General features: G+C 66.9%; 17 protein-coding genes and 1 pseudogene. 15 read left to right on the top strand and 3 right to left on the bottom strand.

Features of this window, described 5'->3' with window-relative positions; translation table 11 throughout:
• Positions 1-36 precede the first annotated feature (36 nt).
• Positions 37-489, bottom strand: coding sequence for a nuclear transport factor 2 family protein (locus tag G6N31_RS09160; RefSeq protein WP_098004722.1), 453 nt, complete (start codon positions 487-489; stop codon positions 37-39).
• A gap of 454 nt (positions 490-943) precedes the next feature.
• Here G6N31_RS09160 and G6N31_RS09155 point away from each other — a divergent pair, with 454 nt between their 5' ends.
• The gene (locus tag G6N31_RS09155) at positions 944-1,372 is read left to right on the top strand and encodes a nuclear transport factor 2 family protein (protein ID WP_098004723.1); all 429 of its coding nucleotides are present in this window, start codon (positions 944-946) and stop codon (positions 1,370-1,372) included.
• A 78-nt stretch (positions 1,373-1,450) separates the two neighbouring features.
• Here the strand turns inward: G6N31_RS09155 and G6N31_RS09150 are convergent, their stop codons facing one another.
• Both G6N31_RS09150 and G6N31_RS09145 read right to left on the bottom strand, forming a co-directional pair.
• Positions 1,451-2,449 carry an acyl-CoA dehydrogenase family protein gene (locus tag G6N31_RS09150; RefSeq protein WP_098004724.1) on the bottom strand — a complete coding sequence of 333 codons (999 nt, stop codon included), beginning with the start codon at positions 2,447-2,449 and terminating at the stop codon, positions 1,451-1,453.
• A gap of 4 nt (positions 2,450-2,453) precedes the next feature.
• A complete protein-coding gene (locus tag G6N31_RS09145) occupies positions 2,454-3,635 on the bottom strand; it encodes an acyl-CoA dehydrogenase family protein (protein ID WP_098004748.1) in 1,182 nt (393 codons plus the stop codon).
• Positions 3,636-3,873: 238 nt separating this feature from the next.
• Between G6N31_RS09145 and G6N31_RS09140 the strand changes: the two genes are divergently transcribed.
• The 14 genes and pseudogenes from G6N31_RS09140 (at position 3,874) to G6N31_RS09080 (ending at position 18,390) form a co-directional block, all read left to right on the top strand.
• A complete protein-coding gene (locus G6N31_RS09140) occupies positions 3,874-4,719 on the top strand; it encodes a UGSC family (seleno)protein (RefSeq protein WP_197747160.1) in 846 nt (281 codons plus the stop codon).
• Entirely contained in the window at positions 4,719-5,762 is a 1,044-nt protein-coding gene (locus G6N31_RS09135) for a hypothetical protein (RefSeq protein WP_098004725.1), read from the top strand. The genes G6N31_RS09140 and G6N31_RS09135 overlap by 1 nt, the downstream gene beginning before the upstream one ends.
• Positions 5,759-6,874, top strand: a complete 1,116-nt coding sequence (locus tag G6N31_RS09130) for a CaiB/BaiF CoA transferase family protein (protein ID WP_197747159.1) — start codon at positions 5,759-5,761, stop codon at positions 6,872-6,874. Before G6N31_RS09135 ends, G6N31_RS09130 begins: the two co-directional genes overlap by 4 nt.
• Positions 6,864-8,462 carry an AMP-binding protein gene (locus G6N31_RS09125; protein ID WP_098004727.1) on the top strand — a complete coding sequence of 533 codons (1,599 nt, stop codon included), beginning with the start codon at positions 6,864-6,866 and terminating at the stop codon, positions 8,460-8,462. Before G6N31_RS09130 ends, G6N31_RS09125 begins: the two co-directional genes overlap by 11 nt.
• A 94-nt stretch (positions 8,463-8,556) precedes the next feature.
• Positions 8,557-9,474: pseudogene (locus G6N31_RS27875) on the top strand (PEP-utilizing enzyme); the annotation flags it as partial.
• Between the two features lie 563 nt (positions 9,475-10,037).
• Positions 10,038-10,286 carry a PEP-utilizing enzyme gene (locus G6N31_RS27365; protein WP_244962265.1) on the top strand — a complete coding sequence of 83 codons (249 nt, stop codon included), beginning with the start codon at positions 10,038-10,040 and terminating at the stop codon, positions 10,284-10,286.
• On the top strand, positions 10,174-11,214 hold the full coding sequence (locus G6N31_RS27870) for a DUF7064 domain-containing protein (RefSeq protein ID WP_098004728.1): 1,041 nt from the start codon (positions 10,174-10,176) through the stop codon (positions 11,212-11,214). The genes G6N31_RS27365 and G6N31_RS27870 overlap by 113 nt, the downstream gene beginning before the upstream one ends.
• Positions 11,211-12,806: a class I adenylate-forming enzyme family protein gene (locus G6N31_RS09110; protein WP_098004729.1), complete on the top strand. Its 1,596-nt coding sequence runs from the start codon at positions 11,211-11,213 to the stop codon at positions 12,804-12,806. Before G6N31_RS27870 ends, G6N31_RS09110 begins: the two co-directional genes overlap by 4 nt.
• Entirely contained in the window at positions 12,793-13,611 is an 819-nt protein-coding gene (locus G6N31_RS09105; protein ID WP_098004730.1) for an SDR family NAD(P)-dependent oxidoreductase, read from the top strand. Before G6N31_RS09110 ends, G6N31_RS09105 begins: the two co-directional genes overlap by 14 nt.
• A 78-nt stretch (positions 13,612-13,689) precedes the next feature.
• Positions 13,690-14,055, top strand: coding sequence for a DUF4286 family protein (locus tag G6N31_RS09100; protein WP_098004731.1), 366 nt, complete (start codon positions 13,690-13,692; stop codon positions 14,053-14,055).
• The gene (locus G6N31_RS09095; protein WP_098004732.1) at positions 14,055-14,663 is read left to right on the top strand and encodes a nitroreductase family protein; all 609 of its coding nucleotides are present in this window, start codon (positions 14,055-14,057) and stop codon (positions 14,661-14,663) included. The genes G6N31_RS09100 and G6N31_RS09095 overlap by 1 nt, the downstream gene beginning before the upstream one ends.
• Positions 14,664-14,682: 19 nt before the next feature.
• Complete coding sequence (locus G6N31_RS09090) at positions 14,683-16,833, top strand: acyl-CoA dehydrogenase family protein (protein WP_098004733.1); 2,151 nt, start codon at positions 14,683-14,685, stop codon at positions 16,831-16,833.
• Positions 16,834-16,846: 13 nt separating this feature from the next.
• Positions 16,847-17,983 (top strand): thiolase C-terminal domain-containing protein, encoded by a 1,137-nt coding sequence (locus tag G6N31_RS09085; protein WP_098004734.1) that lies wholly within the window; start codon positions 16,847-16,849, stop codon positions 17,981-17,983.
• Positions 17,980-18,390: a Zn-ribbon domain-containing OB-fold protein gene (locus G6N31_RS09080; RefSeq protein ID WP_098004735.1), complete on the top strand. Its 411-nt coding sequence runs from the start codon at positions 17,980-17,982 to the stop codon at positions 18,388-18,390. The genes G6N31_RS09085 and G6N31_RS09080 overlap by 4 nt, the downstream gene beginning before the upstream one ends.
• The last annotated feature ends 8 nt before the right edge of the window (positions 18,391-18,398 follow it).

Genomic DNA, 18,398 nt, shown 5'->3' with positions numbered 1-18,398 from the left:
CCTTCTGGTTCCGGTAGGTGGAAAGCCGCGGCACCATCAGCCGGACGCCTTGACGCCCGCGGCAGCCATGGCCGGCTTTAGGGTCTGCGCAGAATGCAAGCTGTCTACGTACTCACGGACCTCGACCACCACACCGCGGTCGAGGTCCACTCGCGTGATGAACGTGCAGACGTTGTGGAACGCGACGCCGTCGGGCAGATCGGCGCGGCACTCGACCATCAAAGCAACGCGGTCGGACTCCACGATGGCATCGGTAAATTCAAACGACGGTCCGATGAGTCCGAAGACGCCGCGCAGCGTGGGCTTGATCTCGGCCATCGGCGTCGTCGTTCGGGAGGAGATGGCCCACCAGGTGCCCGAGTCGTCGAGCAACGCCAACCCGTCTTCGAGTCGGCCGGCTCCGATCAGCTGCCATGGCCGGTAAGCGAGTTCGATGACCTCGTCCCGTCCGTCCGCGATCCTGGACTGCGTTGTGGGGTGCTCCGTCATGACGCTCCTCAGATGTTCACATCGGTGGTGGCGGCTCCGGCAATCGGCAGCCGCTTCGGCAGTGTGACACATCTGTCAGCCACACGAGTCGACTCTCCACAGGTTTCCCGAAAATGCTTGCCGACCAACGCTGTCCGGCCGCGTTGAGCACACCAACCCTGCGCGGGCAGATGCCGGTCCCTGTCCGGTTCGGGGGCGCTCCTTCTGTGGCGCAGGGAGTTCCGCACGCTATCACTTGCCAGTGCAGACCGGACCAGCGCCGATGGAATACGAACGTGATTCGGGCACAACACTTTGGCCCACAAACTCATCGAGAACAGCGTGTTGACAGCGGCCACAACTATGGGCTACTGATGGTTCGCGAGGACATGGATGAGGGTCGGCAGGACGACCAGGGTGACTCTTCCGATGGGTCCGCCCTCACTGGAGGTATGACATGACGTTGTCTTGGGACATGGCCGATCCGCGGCAGGCCGCGCTTGCGCCCGTATTCGGTCAGCCCGCGCTTGCCGGGCCTGATCTGATGAACACCTTGATCGAATTGTTCTCCGATTCCATCCGTTACATGATCGCGCCGCCGTCGTTGGCGGCCAACATCGACATGCAAGGAATCGAGAAGGTCCGGCCAACCATGCTTGGGCTCGCCGGCGTTTTCAAAGAGATTCAGTGGTGGGCCGACCGTGTAGTTGCCGGCCACACGGACGTCGTGGTCTATGCGCATTCGCGCGGCTTGTTGATCAACGACCAACCTTTCACCAACACCTACGTGTTGCGGTGCACCTTCGATGACACCGGGCGGATATGCGAGATGCAGGAATTCGTCGACGTGGGCAGTGCCAACAAGATCATGGAGAGTCTGGCCGAATCTGCCGCGCACGGCTGAGGATATGTAGCGCCACCGAATTCGAAGAACTCCGACGGCGTAAAGACCTTGGCCCGTATCCACGATAAGTCAGACGCGCTATCTGGCGAGCACCAGCGGCGGCAGCGGGATTCCCGCGGCGTCCGGCGCAAACAGTTCTTCGGCCAACTCACGTTCGAGGACACGGGCGCTGCCGAGTAGCACATCGAGCTGCATGGCGCGGGCCACGTAGCGGTGCAGGACGCTCTCCTCGGTCAAGCCGATTGCACCGTTCAACTGCAGCGCCGCCGCCCGCGCCACACGCTGGGCTCGGCCGGCGGCAATCTTGGCCGCGCGGGCCGGCGCGTAACCACCGTCGGTGGCGGCTTCGGCGAGAAGCGCTCGGGCACCATCGACTTCGGCTTGGGCTTCGGCGAGCTGGTGGCGGACGACCTGAAAGGCGGCGATGCTGTGTCCGTACTGTCGACGGGTACTCACATGTGCGACGGTGAGTTCTATCGCGTGCCCTGCCAGAGCCAGGATTTCCGTGGCGATCTGGCGTCGGCCGGCCGCGACGGCGGCGGGCCATTCGGCGGCCACCGGTTGGCCCTCGTCAGCGACCGTTGCCGTGGCCTGCAACCAGGACACGGATGGGTCGAAGGTGTGCAGCGGCACGACGTCGACCTCGGCTGCCGGCACCGTGGCCACCCGAATACCGTCAGCAGCGATGAAGGGCACCACGATGGTGTCGTCGGGTTGCGGCGGCCCCTGGAGCAATCCACCGGCGCGGCCGGGACCCGGAGAGGGGCCGCTACCCGGTGGCGACGGCAGTAGGACGAGGGAACGTCCGACCGGAGGAGCCGTGGGAAGAGTGGGGCTGAGCCGGTCGATCAGCGTGATGTCGAGCAGGTCCGACGTCGTCAGCGACAGGGCATGCTGGGTCGCCAGGATTTCTTGCGCGGCCGGCGGGTATTCCTCGGCGACCTCACTCCAGCCGAGTTCACCCAGCATCGTCGTCAAGCGGTGAAAGCGGTCCTGCTCGGCGTGGGCGAACATCTCGCCGACGGATTGTTCGATGAGAGCCCGGGTCTGCGGGTCGGGTGTGCGGTGATCGGCCATGGTGTCAATCCTTCGGAAGTGCCAGAACGTGGTCGGCAATGATGCCGCGCTGGATTTCGGCGGAGCCGCCCATGATCGTGGCGGCGCGCGAATACCACCACTGGTCGGACCAGTCGTGGGCGTAGCGCCGATCCGCCGGTGCGGCAACCAACGACGCCTGCTCCATCACCTCGGCAACGAGGTCGTATGCCGCCTTGTCCGCCTGCCCGCACAGCAGCTTGTCGACACTGGCCTCGGGGCCGAGCTTCTCGCCCGCTGCCAACCGCCGAATGGATTGCAGACCACGGGCTTTGGCTGTCGACAGCTGCACATAGATGCGCGCAAACGCCGACGTCTCGGCGTCACCGGCGATGTCGTCGGCGAGCATCCGATCGCGCAGCAGCTGCATCGACCGCATCAGGCGCGACGTCGACGCGTAGCAGTACATGGCCCGCTCCCACTGCATCAGGTACATGGCCACGGCCCAGCCACCGTTGATCTCGCCGATCACCCGGTCCAGGGGCACATTCACGTCGTCGAAGAACACCTCGGCGAGTTCGCGCTGACCGCTGGCCAGTGCGATCGGACGGATGGTGATTCCCGGGCAGTCGGCATCGACGAGGACGATCGTCAGTCCGCGGTGCCGGGACTCGGGGGTACCGGTGCGGACCAGGCACAGCAACCGGGTCGCCGTCGCGGCTTGGCTGGTCCAGATCTTCTGACCGTTGATCACCATCCGGTCGCCGTCGACGGTTCCGCGGGTACGCAGTGCGGCCAGGTCGCTGCCCGCCTCGGGCTCGCTGAACCCCTGCCCCCACCATTCGTCGCCCCGCAGGTATCCCGGAAGCAGTTGCGCGGCCAGTTCGGGGGCGAAGCCCACGACGGCCGGGCCGACCGTATCCAGCGTCATGCATTGCTCGGGGATGGGGAGGTCGGCCATGCTCAGTTCTTCGTAGAACGCCGCTCGATGGAGTTCGCTGCCACCCAGCCCGCCCATGGCCGGCGGCCATCCGTAACGGTTCCATCCTCCCGAGTAGAGCAGCGCCAACAGGCGCGCGTGCGACTGGAGAATCTCCTCGGTGGACTCCGCCGGATCAGCGCGCCAGGTGTCGAGCTCCGGTTCGGTGCGCAGGAACTGGCGCAGTTCGCGGCGATAGGCCGTGACGTCTTCGGCCAGTGGCCCGGGGATCACTCCCGCTGTGTTCATCGGCAACTCCTGGATCGGTGCGGTCGGCGTGAGCATCGCATCGGACGGTCTCCGGGAAGTCCGGCAACCAATCCGGGTGAAACCTCGGACCGCCATAATAGATGGCTTACGTTATAACCCGGACAGCGTGGTGTCGAGGCCGGATAGTGCATGGACAAATCCATAATAGAAGCCTTACGATATGGATGTTGGTGCGGCAAGCAGTCGGCCGTCCCGTTCATCGGAAGAGGACTCCGCAATGTTGGACACTGAACTCAAAGAACCGATCAGTCGCGCCGTGGTCGCCGGAGTGGTGGCCGAGCTTTCCGCGATGCTGGGCGGCGACGGCGGATCGCTCGAGCTCATTGCCGCCGATACCGATACCGGCACGGTTTCACTCAAATTGAGCCTCGACAGTGTGGAGTGCGCGGACTGCGTGTTGCCGCCCGACCGGCTACGCGATGTCGTCGAGACCCGGCTGCGCACCGCTGTGCCCGCACTCGGATCGCTGCTGCTCGACGATCCGCGGGTGACACCGGCAGCAACATCGAAAGTTACGGTGCCGCATACCCTCTCGGTGCTGGATCCGACGGCCGGTGCGGTGCCCGGCGACGACGACCCGGGACCGGATCTGGGTCCGTTGACGGGCAAGCGGATCGGCCTGCGGGTCGACGTGTTGTGGGCGGCGTACGACCAGACCGTTTCCGAATGGATTCCCGAACTGGAACGAGCGGGGGCGATCGTGACCACGTGGCGCCGCGCCCAGGGGCTGAAAGGCCCAGAGGGTGAACGTCATCAAGCCGAATACGATGCCTTCGTCGGTGGCGTCGACGCGATCATCTCGGGCCTGGCCAATTGCGGCTCATGCACCTCGTGGAGCGTCAAGGACGGCCTCAACGCATTGAATCGCGGACTGCCCACCGTCGTCGCCGTGACCGAGCACTTCGTCGGGCTGGCCCGCACGCTGGCCGCCGACGCCGGACGCCCGGGACTGCGGTTGCTGCAACTGGATTCGTCGCTGAACGTGCTGCCCGAGGACCAGGTGCGGGCGGCCGCTCGCGAGGCCTTCCCGCGGTTGCTCGACACGATCGGCGCGGTGATCTGATGCCCGTCCTGCAGAGCACGACCGTCGATGTGCCGGGCGATCAGGAAGACTTCGACGCGTTCGCCCGGGGGCGCGGCTGGAGTGACGGGCTGCCGCTGATCCCGCCCACCGCCGAACGTGTGGACGGCTACCTACAGCAATGGGGTGCGGACCCGGCCGAGATCATCGCCGCGCTGCCGCCGTCGAATGCCCCCGTCACCGCCGAGAAGCTGGCCATCAATGCGGTGATGGCCGGGGCGCCCGCGTCGGCGCTGCCGCTGCTGCGCGCCGCGATCGAGGCCGTGGCCGATCCGCGGTACGAGCTGCACGCGCTGAACGCCACAACCGGCTCGGTGACGACGGCGCTGATCGTCAACGGTGAACAGCGTCATACGCTCGGCATTCCGTTCGGCGCGGGCTGCCTGGGCGGTGCCGACGGTCGCGCCGCCGCGATCGGTCGCGCGCTGCAACTGGTCATGCGCAATGTGGCCCGGCAGCGGACCGGGGTCACCTCGCAGAGCACGTTCGGCCAGCCCGCCCGCACCGTCGGCATCGTGTTCGGCGAATGGGAGGAGCGCTCGCCGTGGGCGCCGCTGGCAGAGCGGCGCGGCGTACCCGGCGACGCGGTCACCGCCTTCGGGACGATGGGCACGGTCAACATCTGTGAAACCATGGCCACCGATGCGGACACATTGCTGCAATTCATCGGCCGGTCCTTGGCGTATCACGGCGCCAACGGCTATCTGCTGCAACTGTCGTTCGCCGAAGTGGTCGTCGCACTCAACCCGGTGTGGGCGCCGATGATCGGCAAGGCTTATCCCGATCCTGCCGATGTTCAGCAGGTGCTGTGGGAGTCGGCATCCATTCCGGTCACCGAGTGGCCCAAGCAGTACCAGGACCTGTACGAGCAACACGGCCGCATCACCAGTGACGGCCGGGTCCGGCTCGCGCGCCGCCCCGAGGATGTCATCGTGATGTTCGCCGGCGGTCTCGGCGGCCTGCATGCGGCCGCGCTGCACAGCTGGGGTACCACGATGGCCCAGACCAGACCTGTCCGCCCTTGACGACCGGAGCGCTGGCGGGCCTCCGGGTGCTCGATGCCGCGTCGCTGTTGGCCGCACCGCTGATCAGCTCCGTCCTGGCCGACCACGGCGCCGATGTCGTGCGGTTGGAACCGCCCGGCGGTGACCCCTACCGTGAATCGGCCCGCCACCTGTGGGCCCTGACCGCACGCGGAAAACGGTCGCTGGTGCTGGATCCTGAGGTCGCCGTGGACCGCCGGCAACTCCACGCCGTCATTCCCGGCATCGACGTGGTCGTCGTGAACGAACCGACCGCCCGGCTGCAACGGCGCGGGCTCGACCACGAGACGTTGGCCGCGCTGAATTCCGGTCTCATCTATGTCCACGTCAGCGGATTCGGACTGGATGGACCGGCGGCCGGCCGACCCGGAAACGGCACGCTCGCTGAGGCACTCAGCGGTCTGACCCACATGACCGGCGATCCCGACGGCCCACCGGTGTTGCCGTCGGTGCCGCTCGGCGACGCGGTCATGGCGTATGTGGGCGCCTTCGGCATCATGACGGCCTGGTATCAACGTCAGATGAACGGGGGAGCGGGACAGGTCATCGACGTGAATCCGGTCGATGCGATGCTGCACATGACGGCGCCGGTCCTGTCCGGTTTCGACGGGTCCGCGCCGCCGCCGCACCGGCTCGGCAGCCGATTGCCCGGTATCGGGCTCCGGAACGTGTTCGCCACCGGCGACGGTGGGTGGGTCGCGGTCAGCGCCTCCACCAGCCGTCAGGAACGCTCGATACGGGAACTCGTCGGTGCCGGCGACTCGGACGCCCCAGAGGTCGCCCTCGGCCGCTGGGCGGCGGCCCGCCCGCGCGACGAGGTGCTCGCCGTGCTGCAGGAGGCACGCATCCCGGTGGCTCCGGTCAACACCGCGGCAGACATTCTTGCCGATCCTCACCTGCGCCACCGCAACGCAATTCGCACATTGCAGGCAGAGGGTGGCGACGCCGTTCCGGTTCCCGCTCCGGCGCCGCGGTCGCTGCCGGGCGCGGGCCACCCGTCTGATCGGCTGGCTGGGGTAGGCGAGCACACCGCAGAAGTCTTACAGGATTGGGGCACAAGAGATCTGGGCCCGGGACCGGCCGATGAGGGGTGACGAACAATATGTGAGCATCCCGCGCATGGTGTGGACCAACGCGCAGCGGTTCGGCGCTGCGGAGGCGGTCGTCGACCTCGACGCGGGTGTACGCCTGAGCTTTGAACAGCTCGGCGAACAACTGGTGCGCAGCGTCAAAGCGGCTGTCGCGCTGGGCATTGCGCCGGGAGATCGAGTCGTGTTGTGGGCTCCCAACTCCGCCGACTGGATCATCGCGGCACTCGGAGTCCTGGGGGCCGGTGCAATCCTGGTGCCGCTCAACACCCGCTTCAAAGGCGCCGAAGCAGCCTACGTCATCACCAAGAGCGGTGCGTCGGCGGTGCTGACCGTGCCCGAATTTCTCGGCAACAATTACCCGGACATGCTCGATCAGGCATTACCGGCCTCCGACCCGGTGCGTCGCCGCGTCGTTCTGATCGGGCCCGGCCGTGCTGCCGGCGCCACCGCCTGGGCGGACTACCTCGGAGCCGGTGACACCGTCCCCACCGATGAGGCCCTCGCCCGCATCCACGCCGTGGGCCCCGATTCCGTCTCCGACATCATGTTCACCTCCGGCACCACCGGCGCGCCAAAGGGGGTGGTGCTGACCCACGGACAGACATTGCGGATGTACGCGAACCTGGCCGAAGTCTTCACCTTTCGCCCGGGGGACCGCCAGCTGATCATCCCTCCCTTCTTCCACAGCTTGGGTTACAAGGCCGGCTGGCTGGCCTCTCTGATGATGGGGGCGACGGCAATCCCGCAGTCGCACTTCGACGTCGACACCGTGCTGAAAAGGCTTTCCGAGGAGAGGATCTCGGTGCTCCTCGGACCGCCGACGGTGTACACGGAGATCATCCGGCACCCACGCCGCGAGGAGCACGACCTGTCGCACCTGCGCGTGGCGGCTCCCACGGCGACGAAGGTGGCCCCCGAGCTGATGCAGCAAGTGCGTGACGTCCTCGGGTTCGACATGGTGTTCAGTGCCTACGGCCTCACCGAAGCAAGCGCAGTGGTGAGCACCACCCATGCCGACGACGACCTCGCCACGGCCACCCACACGGTCGGACAGCCGATGCGAGACGTAGACGTCCGACTCGTCGATGACGTGGGGAACCAGGTGCCCACGGGAAATCCGGGCGAGGTACTGGTCCGCGGGTACAACGTCATGCGCGGCTACTGGGACGACCCCGAGGAAACGGCGAAGGCCATCGACGACGACGGGTGGCTGCGAACCGGCGACGTCGGCGTCCTCGACGAGGAGGGTTTCCTGAGCATCGTGGACCGCAAGAAGGACATGTTCATCATCGGCGGCTTCAACGCCTATCCAGCAGAAATAGAACGCGCCCTGCGTCGGCACGACAAGGTGATCGACGTCGCCGTCATCGGAGTGCCGGACGAGCGACTCGGCGAGGTCGGTGTCGCGTACGTGGTCGCCGAGCCGGCGGTGAACGGTGACGAACTGCTCGACTGGGTGAAGGGGCGCCTGGCGAATTTCAAGGTTCCCCGGCACGTGTTCTTGGTCGACGACTTGCCGCGCAACGCCAGCATGAAAGTGCTGAAGAACGTCCTGCGAGAACGGTACGACGGCCAACGCTCTTACACGTGAACGGCAGGCGACTCGTCACTTTTCCGGTTTACCCCCGCCTGGTCACAATGGTTGCAGTAATGACAGTGAACTGTCACATTCAATCAGGAGGAGTATGCCGGACGAGCTCGCTGTACGTGGTCTGACCGATCCGATCCGGGGTAGTAGCGGACCGGATCGGTTGTGGACGCTCACCAACGTCGGCGAGGCCACCCCGGAGATTCGTTCGCCGCTGTGCTGGTCGCTGTGGGGTCACGGTGTCGAATTCGCATCGCGGGGCGGCCTCTACGACTTCGGTGTGCTGCCCCGTTCGGCGCTCAGCGTTCCGAAGGATCCCAACCAGTGGAGCACCGCGTGCTTTTTCGGTAAGCAGGCCATGAATGTCGACCGAGCGCGCGAACTCGCGGGACTGCTGTCGGGCATGACCGGCGACGACTTCGAACGTGACCTTCTGTCCTCGGTCCGGCCGGACGCCACGCCGACGAAAAGCGATCCCGCGCGGCTTCCGATGGTGGCGGTCAAGGCGCCTCGAGCGCTGGCCGGGGAACGTCGGGCACCACGGCGTATCCACGATGAGCAGATCCGCTGGTGGCGCAACACCGTGCTGGCCGGCAGGTGGACCGATCCGGGAGCCCTGCTGACGGATTCGGTGGCCAGGTTCGCCGCGGCGATGCGGGTGCACGTGCGGACCAGGCCCATCCTCAATGTGCTTCGCGCCCAGGTCGAGTCGATCGCCGCAAGGCTGGGCCGCGCCGATCTGGTGCCCTCGCTGCTCGCCGGTTATGGCGGGGTGATCGAGACGGCGCTGGCCGACGACGTGTGGTCGGTGGGTCAGGGCCGGCTCGACATCGACGAATTTCTCCGCAGGCACGGCTTCCACGGCCCGGACGACGGTAACGTGATCGGGCATTCCTGGCGAGAGGATCCGAAAGCGGTGCTGCGGGCCGCGGCATCGCACGTGGGTCGTCCCGAGGACGAGCGACCCCGGCTGCGGGTCGACCGGACAGTCGCCGCACGCCAGCGCGCCGAGGCCGAATTGCTGGCTGGGCTGGGGCCGATCCGCCGGACGATGCTGCGCCAATTGCTGCGGTTCACCGGCGCACAGGTGCGATCGGTCGAGCTGACCAAGGCCGCATTCCTGACCGCGATCGACGGGTGCCGGGCGGCGGCCAACGGACTCGGGACCGAGCTGGCCGCGGCGGGCGCGCTGGCGCAGCCCGATGACACCTTCTATCTGACCACCGACGAGCTACTCGGGCCGCTTCCGCACAACGCCGCCGAACTCGTCGCGTTTCGTCGCGCCCGGCGCGAGGAGTACCGGCGGATGGAGATCCCCACGGTGTTCACCGGAATGCCCGCTCCGGTCGAAACGGCTGATGCGCCCGCCTACGGCGATCAGGCGGTGCATGGAAGCCCGGCCGGAACTGGAGTTTTCGAAGGAACGGTCCGGGTGGTGCTCGACCCCGAGTCCGACGACGTTCTCGACGACGGCGAAGTGCTGGTCTGCAAGTTCGTCGACCCGGGCTGGACGCGCTGGTCTCGTTGGCCGGCGCGCCGGTCACCGACATCGGCAGCCCGGCCAGCCATGGCGCCATCGTGGCACGTGAACTCGGTATCGCGTGTGTGGTCGGCACCGGAAACGGCACCAGCGCACTGCGCACGGGCGACGTCGTGCGCGTCGACGGAACATCGGGCGAAGTCGCGGTCCGGCCCGAGCCGGAAAGGCAGGAGAATGACTGTGTCGAACGACCTGTCGGCCCACCTGCCGGCTGCCCGCGAAGCCGTTGTGCGCGAGCGGCCCACGGTCGCCGGCTGGACCGAGAACCTGCTGTTCACCCCCTATGACCCGGTCAACGACATCGGGATGTGGCTGCAGCATCAGGGCACGGTCGCGGATGCGTGGGAAATGTGGCAGGACCGCGTCCTGATCGCGCTTCCGGAGGACCAGGGCGTGCTGTCCATGTGGGCCTACCATCGCACGGTGCCCGAACGGCAGCCCGCCGGTGCCAATCTCGAATTCCGTTGTGAGCAAGCGTTCAAACGGTGGCACATCACGTTCGACGGGTTCTGTGTGCGGTCCTCCTACGAGACGATGCGCACCGGTCTGCTGGCCGACGGTCCGAAGAGCCGTGTGCAGCTTGACCTTTCGGTCGAATGCGTCACACCGGTCTGGGATGCCGAATCCGGGCCGTCGACTGCGACTGGCGCCGGGATGGCCGAACAGTCCTGGGCGCGTGAGCATTACGAGCAGCTCATCGCGGTCACCGGACAACTCGTCGTCGACGGCGCGGTCACCGACATCAACGGCGGCGGGTGGCGTGACCACTCGCGCGGTCCGCGCGGAGCGGACACGCTGACCGATTGGGGCGGCCATGTCATCATCGGAGGTGTGCTGCCGAGCGGTCGGGCCTTCGGCCTGTGCCGCTACTGGGCGCGTGACGGTCGCATCACGTTGGAGGGGGCCTATGTCGTGGAGGACGGCGTGTTGCGTCACGTCGAAATCGAGCAGACGCCGGGTCCGGCGGCCCTGACCCGCGACGGTGAGGCATTCACGCTCGCGCTGGCCGACGGCCAACGCATCAGCGGCACCATCCGGTCGTCGCTGTGGTTCTCGATGGCCGACGGGCTGCCGTACGGCGCGGCGGACGGGTCGCGGGTGTACACCGTCAGCTGGGCGCAGGTGCAGTGGGACGGCGAGGTCGGCCACGCCTATATCGAGCGGTCGGACATGACCCGCACGGGACCGATTCCCGCTGATCGCGCGCATAGATGAGCGCTGCGGGGCACCACACCGCTCTGCGCGACCGGTGGTACCGGGAGGGCTGGTACTCGCAGCGCACCCTGATCGACGCCCTCGAGTCGGGGGCCGCCGCGCACGGCGCAACACCGGTGGTTTTCGTGGCCGAGGGCCGCGAGACCACCAGCACGCCGGCGGAGATCCTCCGACGGGCGCAGGAGGTCGCCGCCGGTTTACAGCGGCTGGGTGTCGGCGCCGGCGACGCCGTGGCGGTCCAGCTGACCAATCGGCTGGAGTGCGCGGTCGCCTATGCGGCGGTGCTGTTGTGCGGGGCCACCCTGGTACCGATCATCCACATCTACGGCCCCAACGAGGTGGGGTTCATCCTGACCGAGTCGCGGGCGAAGGTGCTGATCATGCCGGCCGGGTTCCGGTCCGCGTCCTATCTCGACCGCGTCGGCGAGTTCTCGGCGATTCCCACTCTGCAGCACGTGGTCGTCGTCGACGCGGAGCCCGGCGAGGGCTATCTCAGCTGGCCGCAACTGACCGGCGACCAATACCGCCGTCCGTCCCCGTCGGCCGATGACGTGGCCGTGCTGATCTACACCTCTGGCACCACGTCGGCTCCGAAAGGTGTGCAGCACAGCCATAATTCGGTCCTCGCCGAACAACAGACACTGCCGGATCTGGTGACCGGAGGCGACGACGTCGTCCAGCTGGTCACCTTTCCGCCGGGCCACATCGCGGGGGTCGGAACGTTGCTGCGGCCTCTGGTCTCCGGATCCCGCTCGGTCTTTCTGGATGGTTGGGATCCGGCGACCGCCGTCGACCTGATCCACCGGCACCGGGTCACCGCCACCGCGGGCACCCCGTTTCATCTGGAGGGGCTGCTCGACCTCGGCGACACCGGTGGGAAACTGAGCACCCTGCGGGAATTCCTGGTGGGCGCGGCGACGGTCACCGAGGAGCAGGGGCGGCGGGCGGCCGCGGCGGGCATCAACACCTATCGCTGTTACGGGTCCACCGAGCAGCCCACCATCACCGCGGCCAGGTCCGACGACGCCGCGCCCGCCCGGATGGGTACCGACGGCGAGCCGATGCGCGGGGCGGCGGTGCGGATCATCGGTCCGGACGGCAGCGAACTGCCGATCGGCGCCGACGGCGAAGTCGTCACGCAGGGACCGGATCAGTTCACCGGCTACCGGGACCCGGCCCTCAACGAGGGCGCGTTCACCGCCGACGGCTGGTTTCGCACCGGTGATCTGGGGCACCTGGACACCGACGGCCGGCTGACAATCACCGACCGCATCAAGGACGTCATCATCCGCGCCGGCGAAACCATTTCATCCGGTCAGGTCGAAGACGTTCTCAACGCACATCCCGCCGTCGCTGAGGGTGCCGCGGTGGCCGCGCCACATCCCCGCTACGGCGACGTGGTGGCCGCGGTGGTTGTCCTCAAGCCCGGCGCCGCACTGGATCTCGACGGCCTGCGTGACCACTTCGCCGCTTCGGGACTGGCCAGGCAGAAGACCCCGGAGCGGCTGGCCATCGTCGAAGCACTACCGCGCACCTCGATGGGCAAGGTGCGCAAGGCCGAACTACGCAAGGAGCACTTTGAACATCCGTGACAAGGTCTTCGTCGTCACCGGCGGAGCGAACGGGATGGGTCGGCACGTGGCATTGCTGCTGGTCGAAAAGGGAGGCCGGGTGGCCCTGGTCGATTTCGACGAGGGTGGGCTGAATGAGACTGTAGCCCTTGCCGGTTCGCGGGCCGACCGGATCTCTACGCACGTGGTCGACGTCGTCGACCGATCGGCCGTCAGTGCGCTGCCCGAGCAGGTCGTCGGTGCTCACGGCACCGTCGACGGCCTGGTCAACGTCGCGGGCATTATCCATCGCTTCGCCCGGGTCGGTGAGCTGGAATTCTCAGAGATTGAGCGGGTGCTCAACATCAACCTCTACGGCGTACTGAATGTCACCAAGGCGTTCCTGCCCGCGCTGTTGCAGCGTCCGTCCGCGCACATCACCATCGTCTCGAGCATGGGATCGTTCGTCCCGGTACCGGGGCAGACGATCTACGGGGCATCCAAGGCAGCGGTCAAGATGCTGGCGGAGGGCCTCAACTCCGAACTGCATGAGACCAATGTGCGCGTCACCGTGGTGTTCCCGGGAGCGGTGCGGACAGATATCGCGGTGAATTCGGGAGCGATGACCCGTGAGGAAAGCGACGCCGCAGCGAACTCGATGCGGATGCTCCCGCCCACGGTCGCCGCCGCCAAGATCGTCCGCGGCATCGAGAAGGGCTCCTCCCGCGTCTTCGCCGGGCTCGACTCGCTTCTGCTGGACAAGCTGAATCGGCTTGCGCCGACGTCGGCGGCGAAGTTGATCTGGCGCCAGATGCGGGACGTGCTGCCGCCCCCGGGGCAAGGCTGAGCCCAGCGGAATCGGTGCCGTTGCCGAGCCCGACTCTCACGCATTGACTGTGACAGTCCACTGTCATAATGTGGCCGCGTGGCTCCGAATCTGTTCGTTGTGTTGACCAACCCGATCGAGGGCACCGATGATGCCTTCAACGAGTGGTACGACAACCGGCATGTCCCCGAAGTTCTGGACGTCCCGGGTGTGGTGGCCGCCCAGCGGTACGACATCGCCGACGTGAAGGTGCCCGACGACGAGGACCTGCCTGCGCAGTTGCCCCCACCGACCCATCGGTACATGGTGATCTACGAACTCGCCGACGAACCCGACACGGTGATGGCCGAGTTCCTCAAGCGTGTCATGGCAGGGACGCTGACGTTGGGGGAGTGGCTGGACCTGACCACGGTTTCGCTTACCGGCTGGACACCTCGCGGCGAACGTGTGACGGCCCCGCGGTAATGGGCGACCTGCTTACCGGCATTGCGTCGCAGCGGGCGTGCCGGCGCTTCGACCCGGACGGCGTTGTGCCCGATGCCGATATCGAGCAGATGTTGTCGGCGGCGGTACACGCACCCAGCGCAGAGAACACCCAGCCCTGGACATTCATCGTGGTCCGCGACGCGCAGAGCCGGGGATTGCTCGCCGCCTGGTGGACCGAGACCTGGAACGCCGGTGGTGGCGATTTCATCAAGCAGAGCCTTGACGACAAGGCTCTGGTCGCTGACCTCGAATACGCCTTCGTCAAAGGTGGATTCGCGGCAGCGCCGGTCGTCGTGGTGGTGTGCGCAGACACCGAGCGGGTGCCCGAGATCTACGCGCCGTCGTCGATCTACCCCGCGGTGCAGAACCTGTTACTGGCCGCCAACGACCTCGGCTACGGGTCATGTCTCACCACCGGCCTGACCACGTTCGGCATCGACCGGGTGCGCGATCTGCTGAAGCTGCCCGGCAACCTCATCCCGATGGCCGCGGTCTACGTCGGCCGCCCCGTCAAGAAACTCTCACCGCCCCGCCGGCGCCCGGCGACGTCGGTGACCTACCGCGAGCAGTTCGGCACGCGCTGGTGACGAAAATGGAGATGTGACAATGGCATTGGCGATAACTGAAGATCATCGCGCGCTCGCCGAGGTTGCTGCGGCGATGGTGACCGGGCGTGGCGGCGTCGCAGCTGCCCGCCGGATTCTGCTCGACGCCGGGAACGTCGGCCGGTGGTGGACCGAGGACGGACTGTGGAAAGAGATCGTGTCGACCGGGTGGCTGGGTCTGCACGTCGAGGAGCAGTTCGGCGGCCAGGGCTACGGACTGCCCGAGCTCACCATCGTGCTGGAACAACTCGGCCGCGCCGCAATCGGCGGCCCCTTCCTGCCCACCGTCGCCGTGTCGTCGGTCATCGCCGAAGTCGGCACCGACGAGCAGCGCAAACGTTGGCTGCCGCAGCTGGTGTCCGGTGATGTCGTAGCCGGTATCGGTGCCAAGAGCGATGCGGCGGTTACAGATTCGAAGGTCTCCGCCACCGCGGTGCCCACCCTGGCAGAGGCCGCCGCCGACGTGTTCCTGTTGCCGGTGGGCGACGACCTCGTGCTGGTCCGATCCGGTGACGGGGTGAGCACGCGGAACATCGACTCGGTCGACCTGCTCTTACGGCCCGTCACCGTGGTCAGCCTTACTTCGGCTGAGGTCGCCGAGGTGTTCCCGGGCGCTGCGGTAGTGGCCGTCCGCCTCGTTCGACTGCTGGCCGCCGCGGAGGCAGTCGGTGGCCTGGGGGCCTGCACCGAGATGGCCACCGCGTATGCCGCGACGCGCGAGCAGTTCGGCCGGCCCATCGGGTCTTTCCAGTCGATCAAACATCACTGCGCGAACATGCTGGTCGACACCGAGCTCGCGGTGGCAGCTGCCTGGGACGCGGCCCGCGCCGAGGGGGCCGAGGCCGAGCTGGCCGCCACCATGGCCGCCGGTCACGCCCTGACCGCCTATGCACGGGTGGCGCTGCAGAACGTCCAGGTGCACGGCGGTATCGGCTACACCTGGGAGCACGACGCCCACCTCTACATCAGGCGCGCGACGGTGCTGCAGGCCTTCGCCGGGGACCGGGACGCACTGCGCGACCGGGTGGTCGAGTTGCAGGTCCACGGAGTGCGGCGGGGTCACTCCGTGGACCTGCCACCCGAGGCCGAGCAATACCGGAAGGCGGCGCAGGAATTCCGCGCCGAGCTCGAAGCGGCCGGCAGTGAGGACCACCAACAGCTGTGGGCGCGTAGCGGATACCTGCAGCCGCATTGGCCCAAGCCATACGGCCGGGCTGCCGACAGCATCGAGCAGCTGATCATCGAGGAAGTTCTCGACGGGCTCGACAAGCCCAGTCTCGGACTCGGGGAATGGGTGGTGCCCACCCTGCTGCAGCACGGTAGCGCCGAACAGATCGAGCGGCTGATGTGGCCCAGCATGGAGGGTGAGCTGCGCTGGTGCCAACTGTTCAGTGAGCCGGGTGCCGGATCGGATGCCGCCGCGGTGGCCACCAAGGCCCGCCGTGTCGACGGTGGCTGGGTGGTCTCGGGTCAGAAGGTGTGGACCAGCGACGCACTGAACAGTCAGCGCGGACTTGCCACGGTGCGCACGGATCCGAATGTGCCCAAACACAAGGGCATCACGACGATGATCATCGACCTCGCCGATCCGCAGGTCCAGATCCGCCCACTCACCGAGATCACCGGCGAGACGTTGTTCAACGAGGTGTTCTTCGACGATGTGTTCGTGCCCGACCGCGACGTGGTCGGCGCGGTGAACGCGGGCTGGAGCGTCGCGATGGCGGCCTTCGGTAACGAACGGGTCTCCATCGGCGGCGGGTCGGTCACCATGACCGCTGACGCGTTGATCGATCTGCTGACGCGCCACCGTCCCGGTGACACCGGCCTCGGACGCGAGGTCGGGGCGTTGCTCATCGAGGCCTACACGCTGGCGGCCCTGAACCTGCGCCAGGCCGCCCGGGCGGTCTTCGACTCGGGACCGGGCATCGAGGGCAATATCGCCAAACTCTTCGGTGCCGAGCACGCGCAACGCGTCGCCGAACTCGCGTTGCGGATCGCCGGTCCGGCCATCCTGGTCGGTGAGGAGCCCACCGTCGTGCACGACTACCTGTTCAGCAGGTGCTTGACGATCGCGGGCGGGACGTCCGAGATCGTCAGAAACCTGGTCGCTGAACGCATTCTCGGCCTGCCGCGCGATCCGGCGCCCAAGTAGATCGGAGAACCTCATGACGTGTGCCGTCGTCGGTATCGGACGTACCGCCTACAGCCGCAAGTCCGGCCGTACGACCCGGGGAATGGCGGTGGCCGCCTGCCGGGACGCCATCGCGGACGCGGGTCTGACACCGGCCGATGTCGACGGAATCTGCACCTTCATGGTCAACGACTCCGAACAGCCGATCAACGTCGGGTGGGCGCTCGGGATCGACGAATTGGCCTGGGCCAACGCCATGTACGGCGGCGGCAACCTGGTGGCCGACCAGATCGCCACAGCCGCAGCGGTGATCGAGGCCGGCATCTGTAAGGCCGTGCTCGTCTACCGGTCGCTCAACGGCCGGTCCGGTTACCGCTTCGGCCATGTGGAAGGCCCGATGCAGGTGGCGAACCACGACCAGTTCGACACCGCGTCGGGGTTCATGGTGCCGCCGCAGTGGTTCGCCATGTGGGCCCGCCGTCACCAGCACGAATACAGCTCTACTGCAGAGGATTTGGGGCAGATCGCCATCACTCAACGGGCGCACGCCGTGCCCAACGAACATGCCATCCGCCGTGAACCACTGTCGATGGACGACTACCTGGCCGCCCGCTGGATCAACGAACCGTTCCGAGTGCTGGACTGCACGTCGGAGGTGGACGGCGCGGTCGCGATCCTGATCACCGGCGAGGACGTGGCGCGCGATACCAAGCAACCTCCGATGTGGTTGGTCGGCTCGTCCAACTCCCAGGGCGGAGCGGGCTGGACGGAATGGCCGAATCCGACCGAGATGTATTCGCGCACAGCCGGACCGAAGATCTGGGAGAAGACCGGTCTGACGCCGAGCGACATGGACGTGGCCTGCATGTACGACTGCTTCACCTACACCGTGATGGCCACCATGGAGGGGTTCGGCTTCTGCGAGAAAGGTGAGGTGGGAAAGTTCTTCGCCACGGGGCGGGCCACCTACGGCGGTGATGTGGTGGTCAACCCACATGGGGGCCTGCTGTCCGAGGGGTACATCCACGGCCTCAACCACCACTACGAGGCGGCGCTGCAACTGCGCCACGCCGCGGGCGTGCGTCAGGTCGACAACGCGCAGCTGGCACTGGTCACCGCCGGTGGGGGCCCGTTCGGCGGCGCCAACGTCTACAGCCGGGATAAGCCATGACGAATTCTCTGATCCTGCCGCCGATTCCGGTGCCGGACCCCGACAGCGCTCCATACTGGGAAGGTCTGAAGAACGGCAAATTGACGCTGTGCCGATGCGATGACACCGGCAAGTGGATCCACCCGCCGCTGGAGCGCAGCCGCTATACCGGCGGCCCAGTGCATTTCGAGGAGGTCAGCGGTGAAGGCACGGTGTTCAGCTACATCGTGGTCCGCCAGGCGCTCGTGCCGGGCCGGACACCGCCCTACGTGATCGGGCTGATCGAGTTGGCCGAACAGCCCGGCCTGCGGATCAACGCCGTCATCGACGCCGATCCCACCGACGTGAGGATCGGCCAGGAGGTCACGCTGCGCATCGCCGATCGCGGCGACAGTGGTTACCGCATACCGGAATTCGTCATCCGGTAAGCCCGCGG

Source organism: Mycolicibacterium duvalii (genome assembly GCF_010726645.1).
GTDB classification, from domain to species: Bacteria; Actinomycetota; Actinomycetes; order Mycobacteriales; family Mycobacteriaceae; genus Mycobacterium; species Mycobacterium duvalii.
The sequence above is the reverse complement of the archived record's forward strand: the minus strand, read 5'-3'. Positions and strand labels throughout refer to the sequence as shown.

Coding starts and splice junctions, on each gene's coding strand:
- G6N31_RS09145 (WP_098004748.1), bottom strand. CDS start 3,635: ATGAACACAGCGGGAGTGATCCCCGGGCCACTGGCCGAAGACGTCACG.
- G6N31_RS09140 (WP_197747160.1), top strand. CDS start 3,874: ATGTTGGACACTGAACTCAAAGAACCGATCAGTCGCGCCGTGGTCGCC.
- G6N31_RS09150 (WP_098004724.1), bottom strand. CDS start 2,449: ATGGCCGATCACCGCACACCCGACCCGCAGACCCGGGCTCTCATCGAA.
- G6N31_RS09155 (WP_098004723.1), top strand. CDS start 944: ATGGCCGATCCGCGGCAGGCCGCGCTTGCGCCCGTATTCGGTCAGCCC.
- G6N31_RS09160 (WP_098004722.1), bottom strand. CDS start 489: ATGACGGAGCACCCCACAACGCAGTCCAGGATCGCGGACGGACGGGAC.
- G6N31_RS09090 (WP_098004733.1), top strand. CDS start 14,683: ATGGCATTGGCGATAACTGAAGATCATCGCGCGCTCGCCGAGGTTGCT.
- G6N31_RS27870 (WP_098004728.1), top strand. CDS start 10,174: ATGACTGTGTCGAACGACCTGTCGGCCCACCTGCCGGCTGCCCGCGAA.
- G6N31_RS09135 (WP_098004725.1), top strand. CDS start 4,719: ATGCCCGTCCTGCAGAGCACGACCGTCGATGTGCCGGGCGATCAGGAA.
- G6N31_RS09125 (WP_098004727.1), top strand. CDS start 6,864: ATGAGGGGTGACGAACAATATGTGAGCATCCCGCGCATGGTGTGGACC.
- G6N31_RS09095 (WP_098004732.1), top strand. CDS start 14,055: ATGGGCGACCTGCTTACCGGCATTGCGTCGCAGCGGGCGTGCCGGCGC.
- G6N31_RS09085 (WP_098004734.1), top strand. CDS start 16,847: ATGACGTGTGCCGTCGTCGGTATCGGACGTACCGCCTACAGCCGCAAG.
- G6N31_RS09080 (WP_098004735.1), top strand. CDS start 17,980: ATGACGAATTCTCTGATCCTGCCGCCGATTCCGGTGCCGGACCCCGAC.
- G6N31_RS09110 (WP_098004729.1), top strand. CDS start 11,211: ATGAGCGCTGCGGGGCACCACACCGCTCTGCGCGACCGGTGGTACCGG.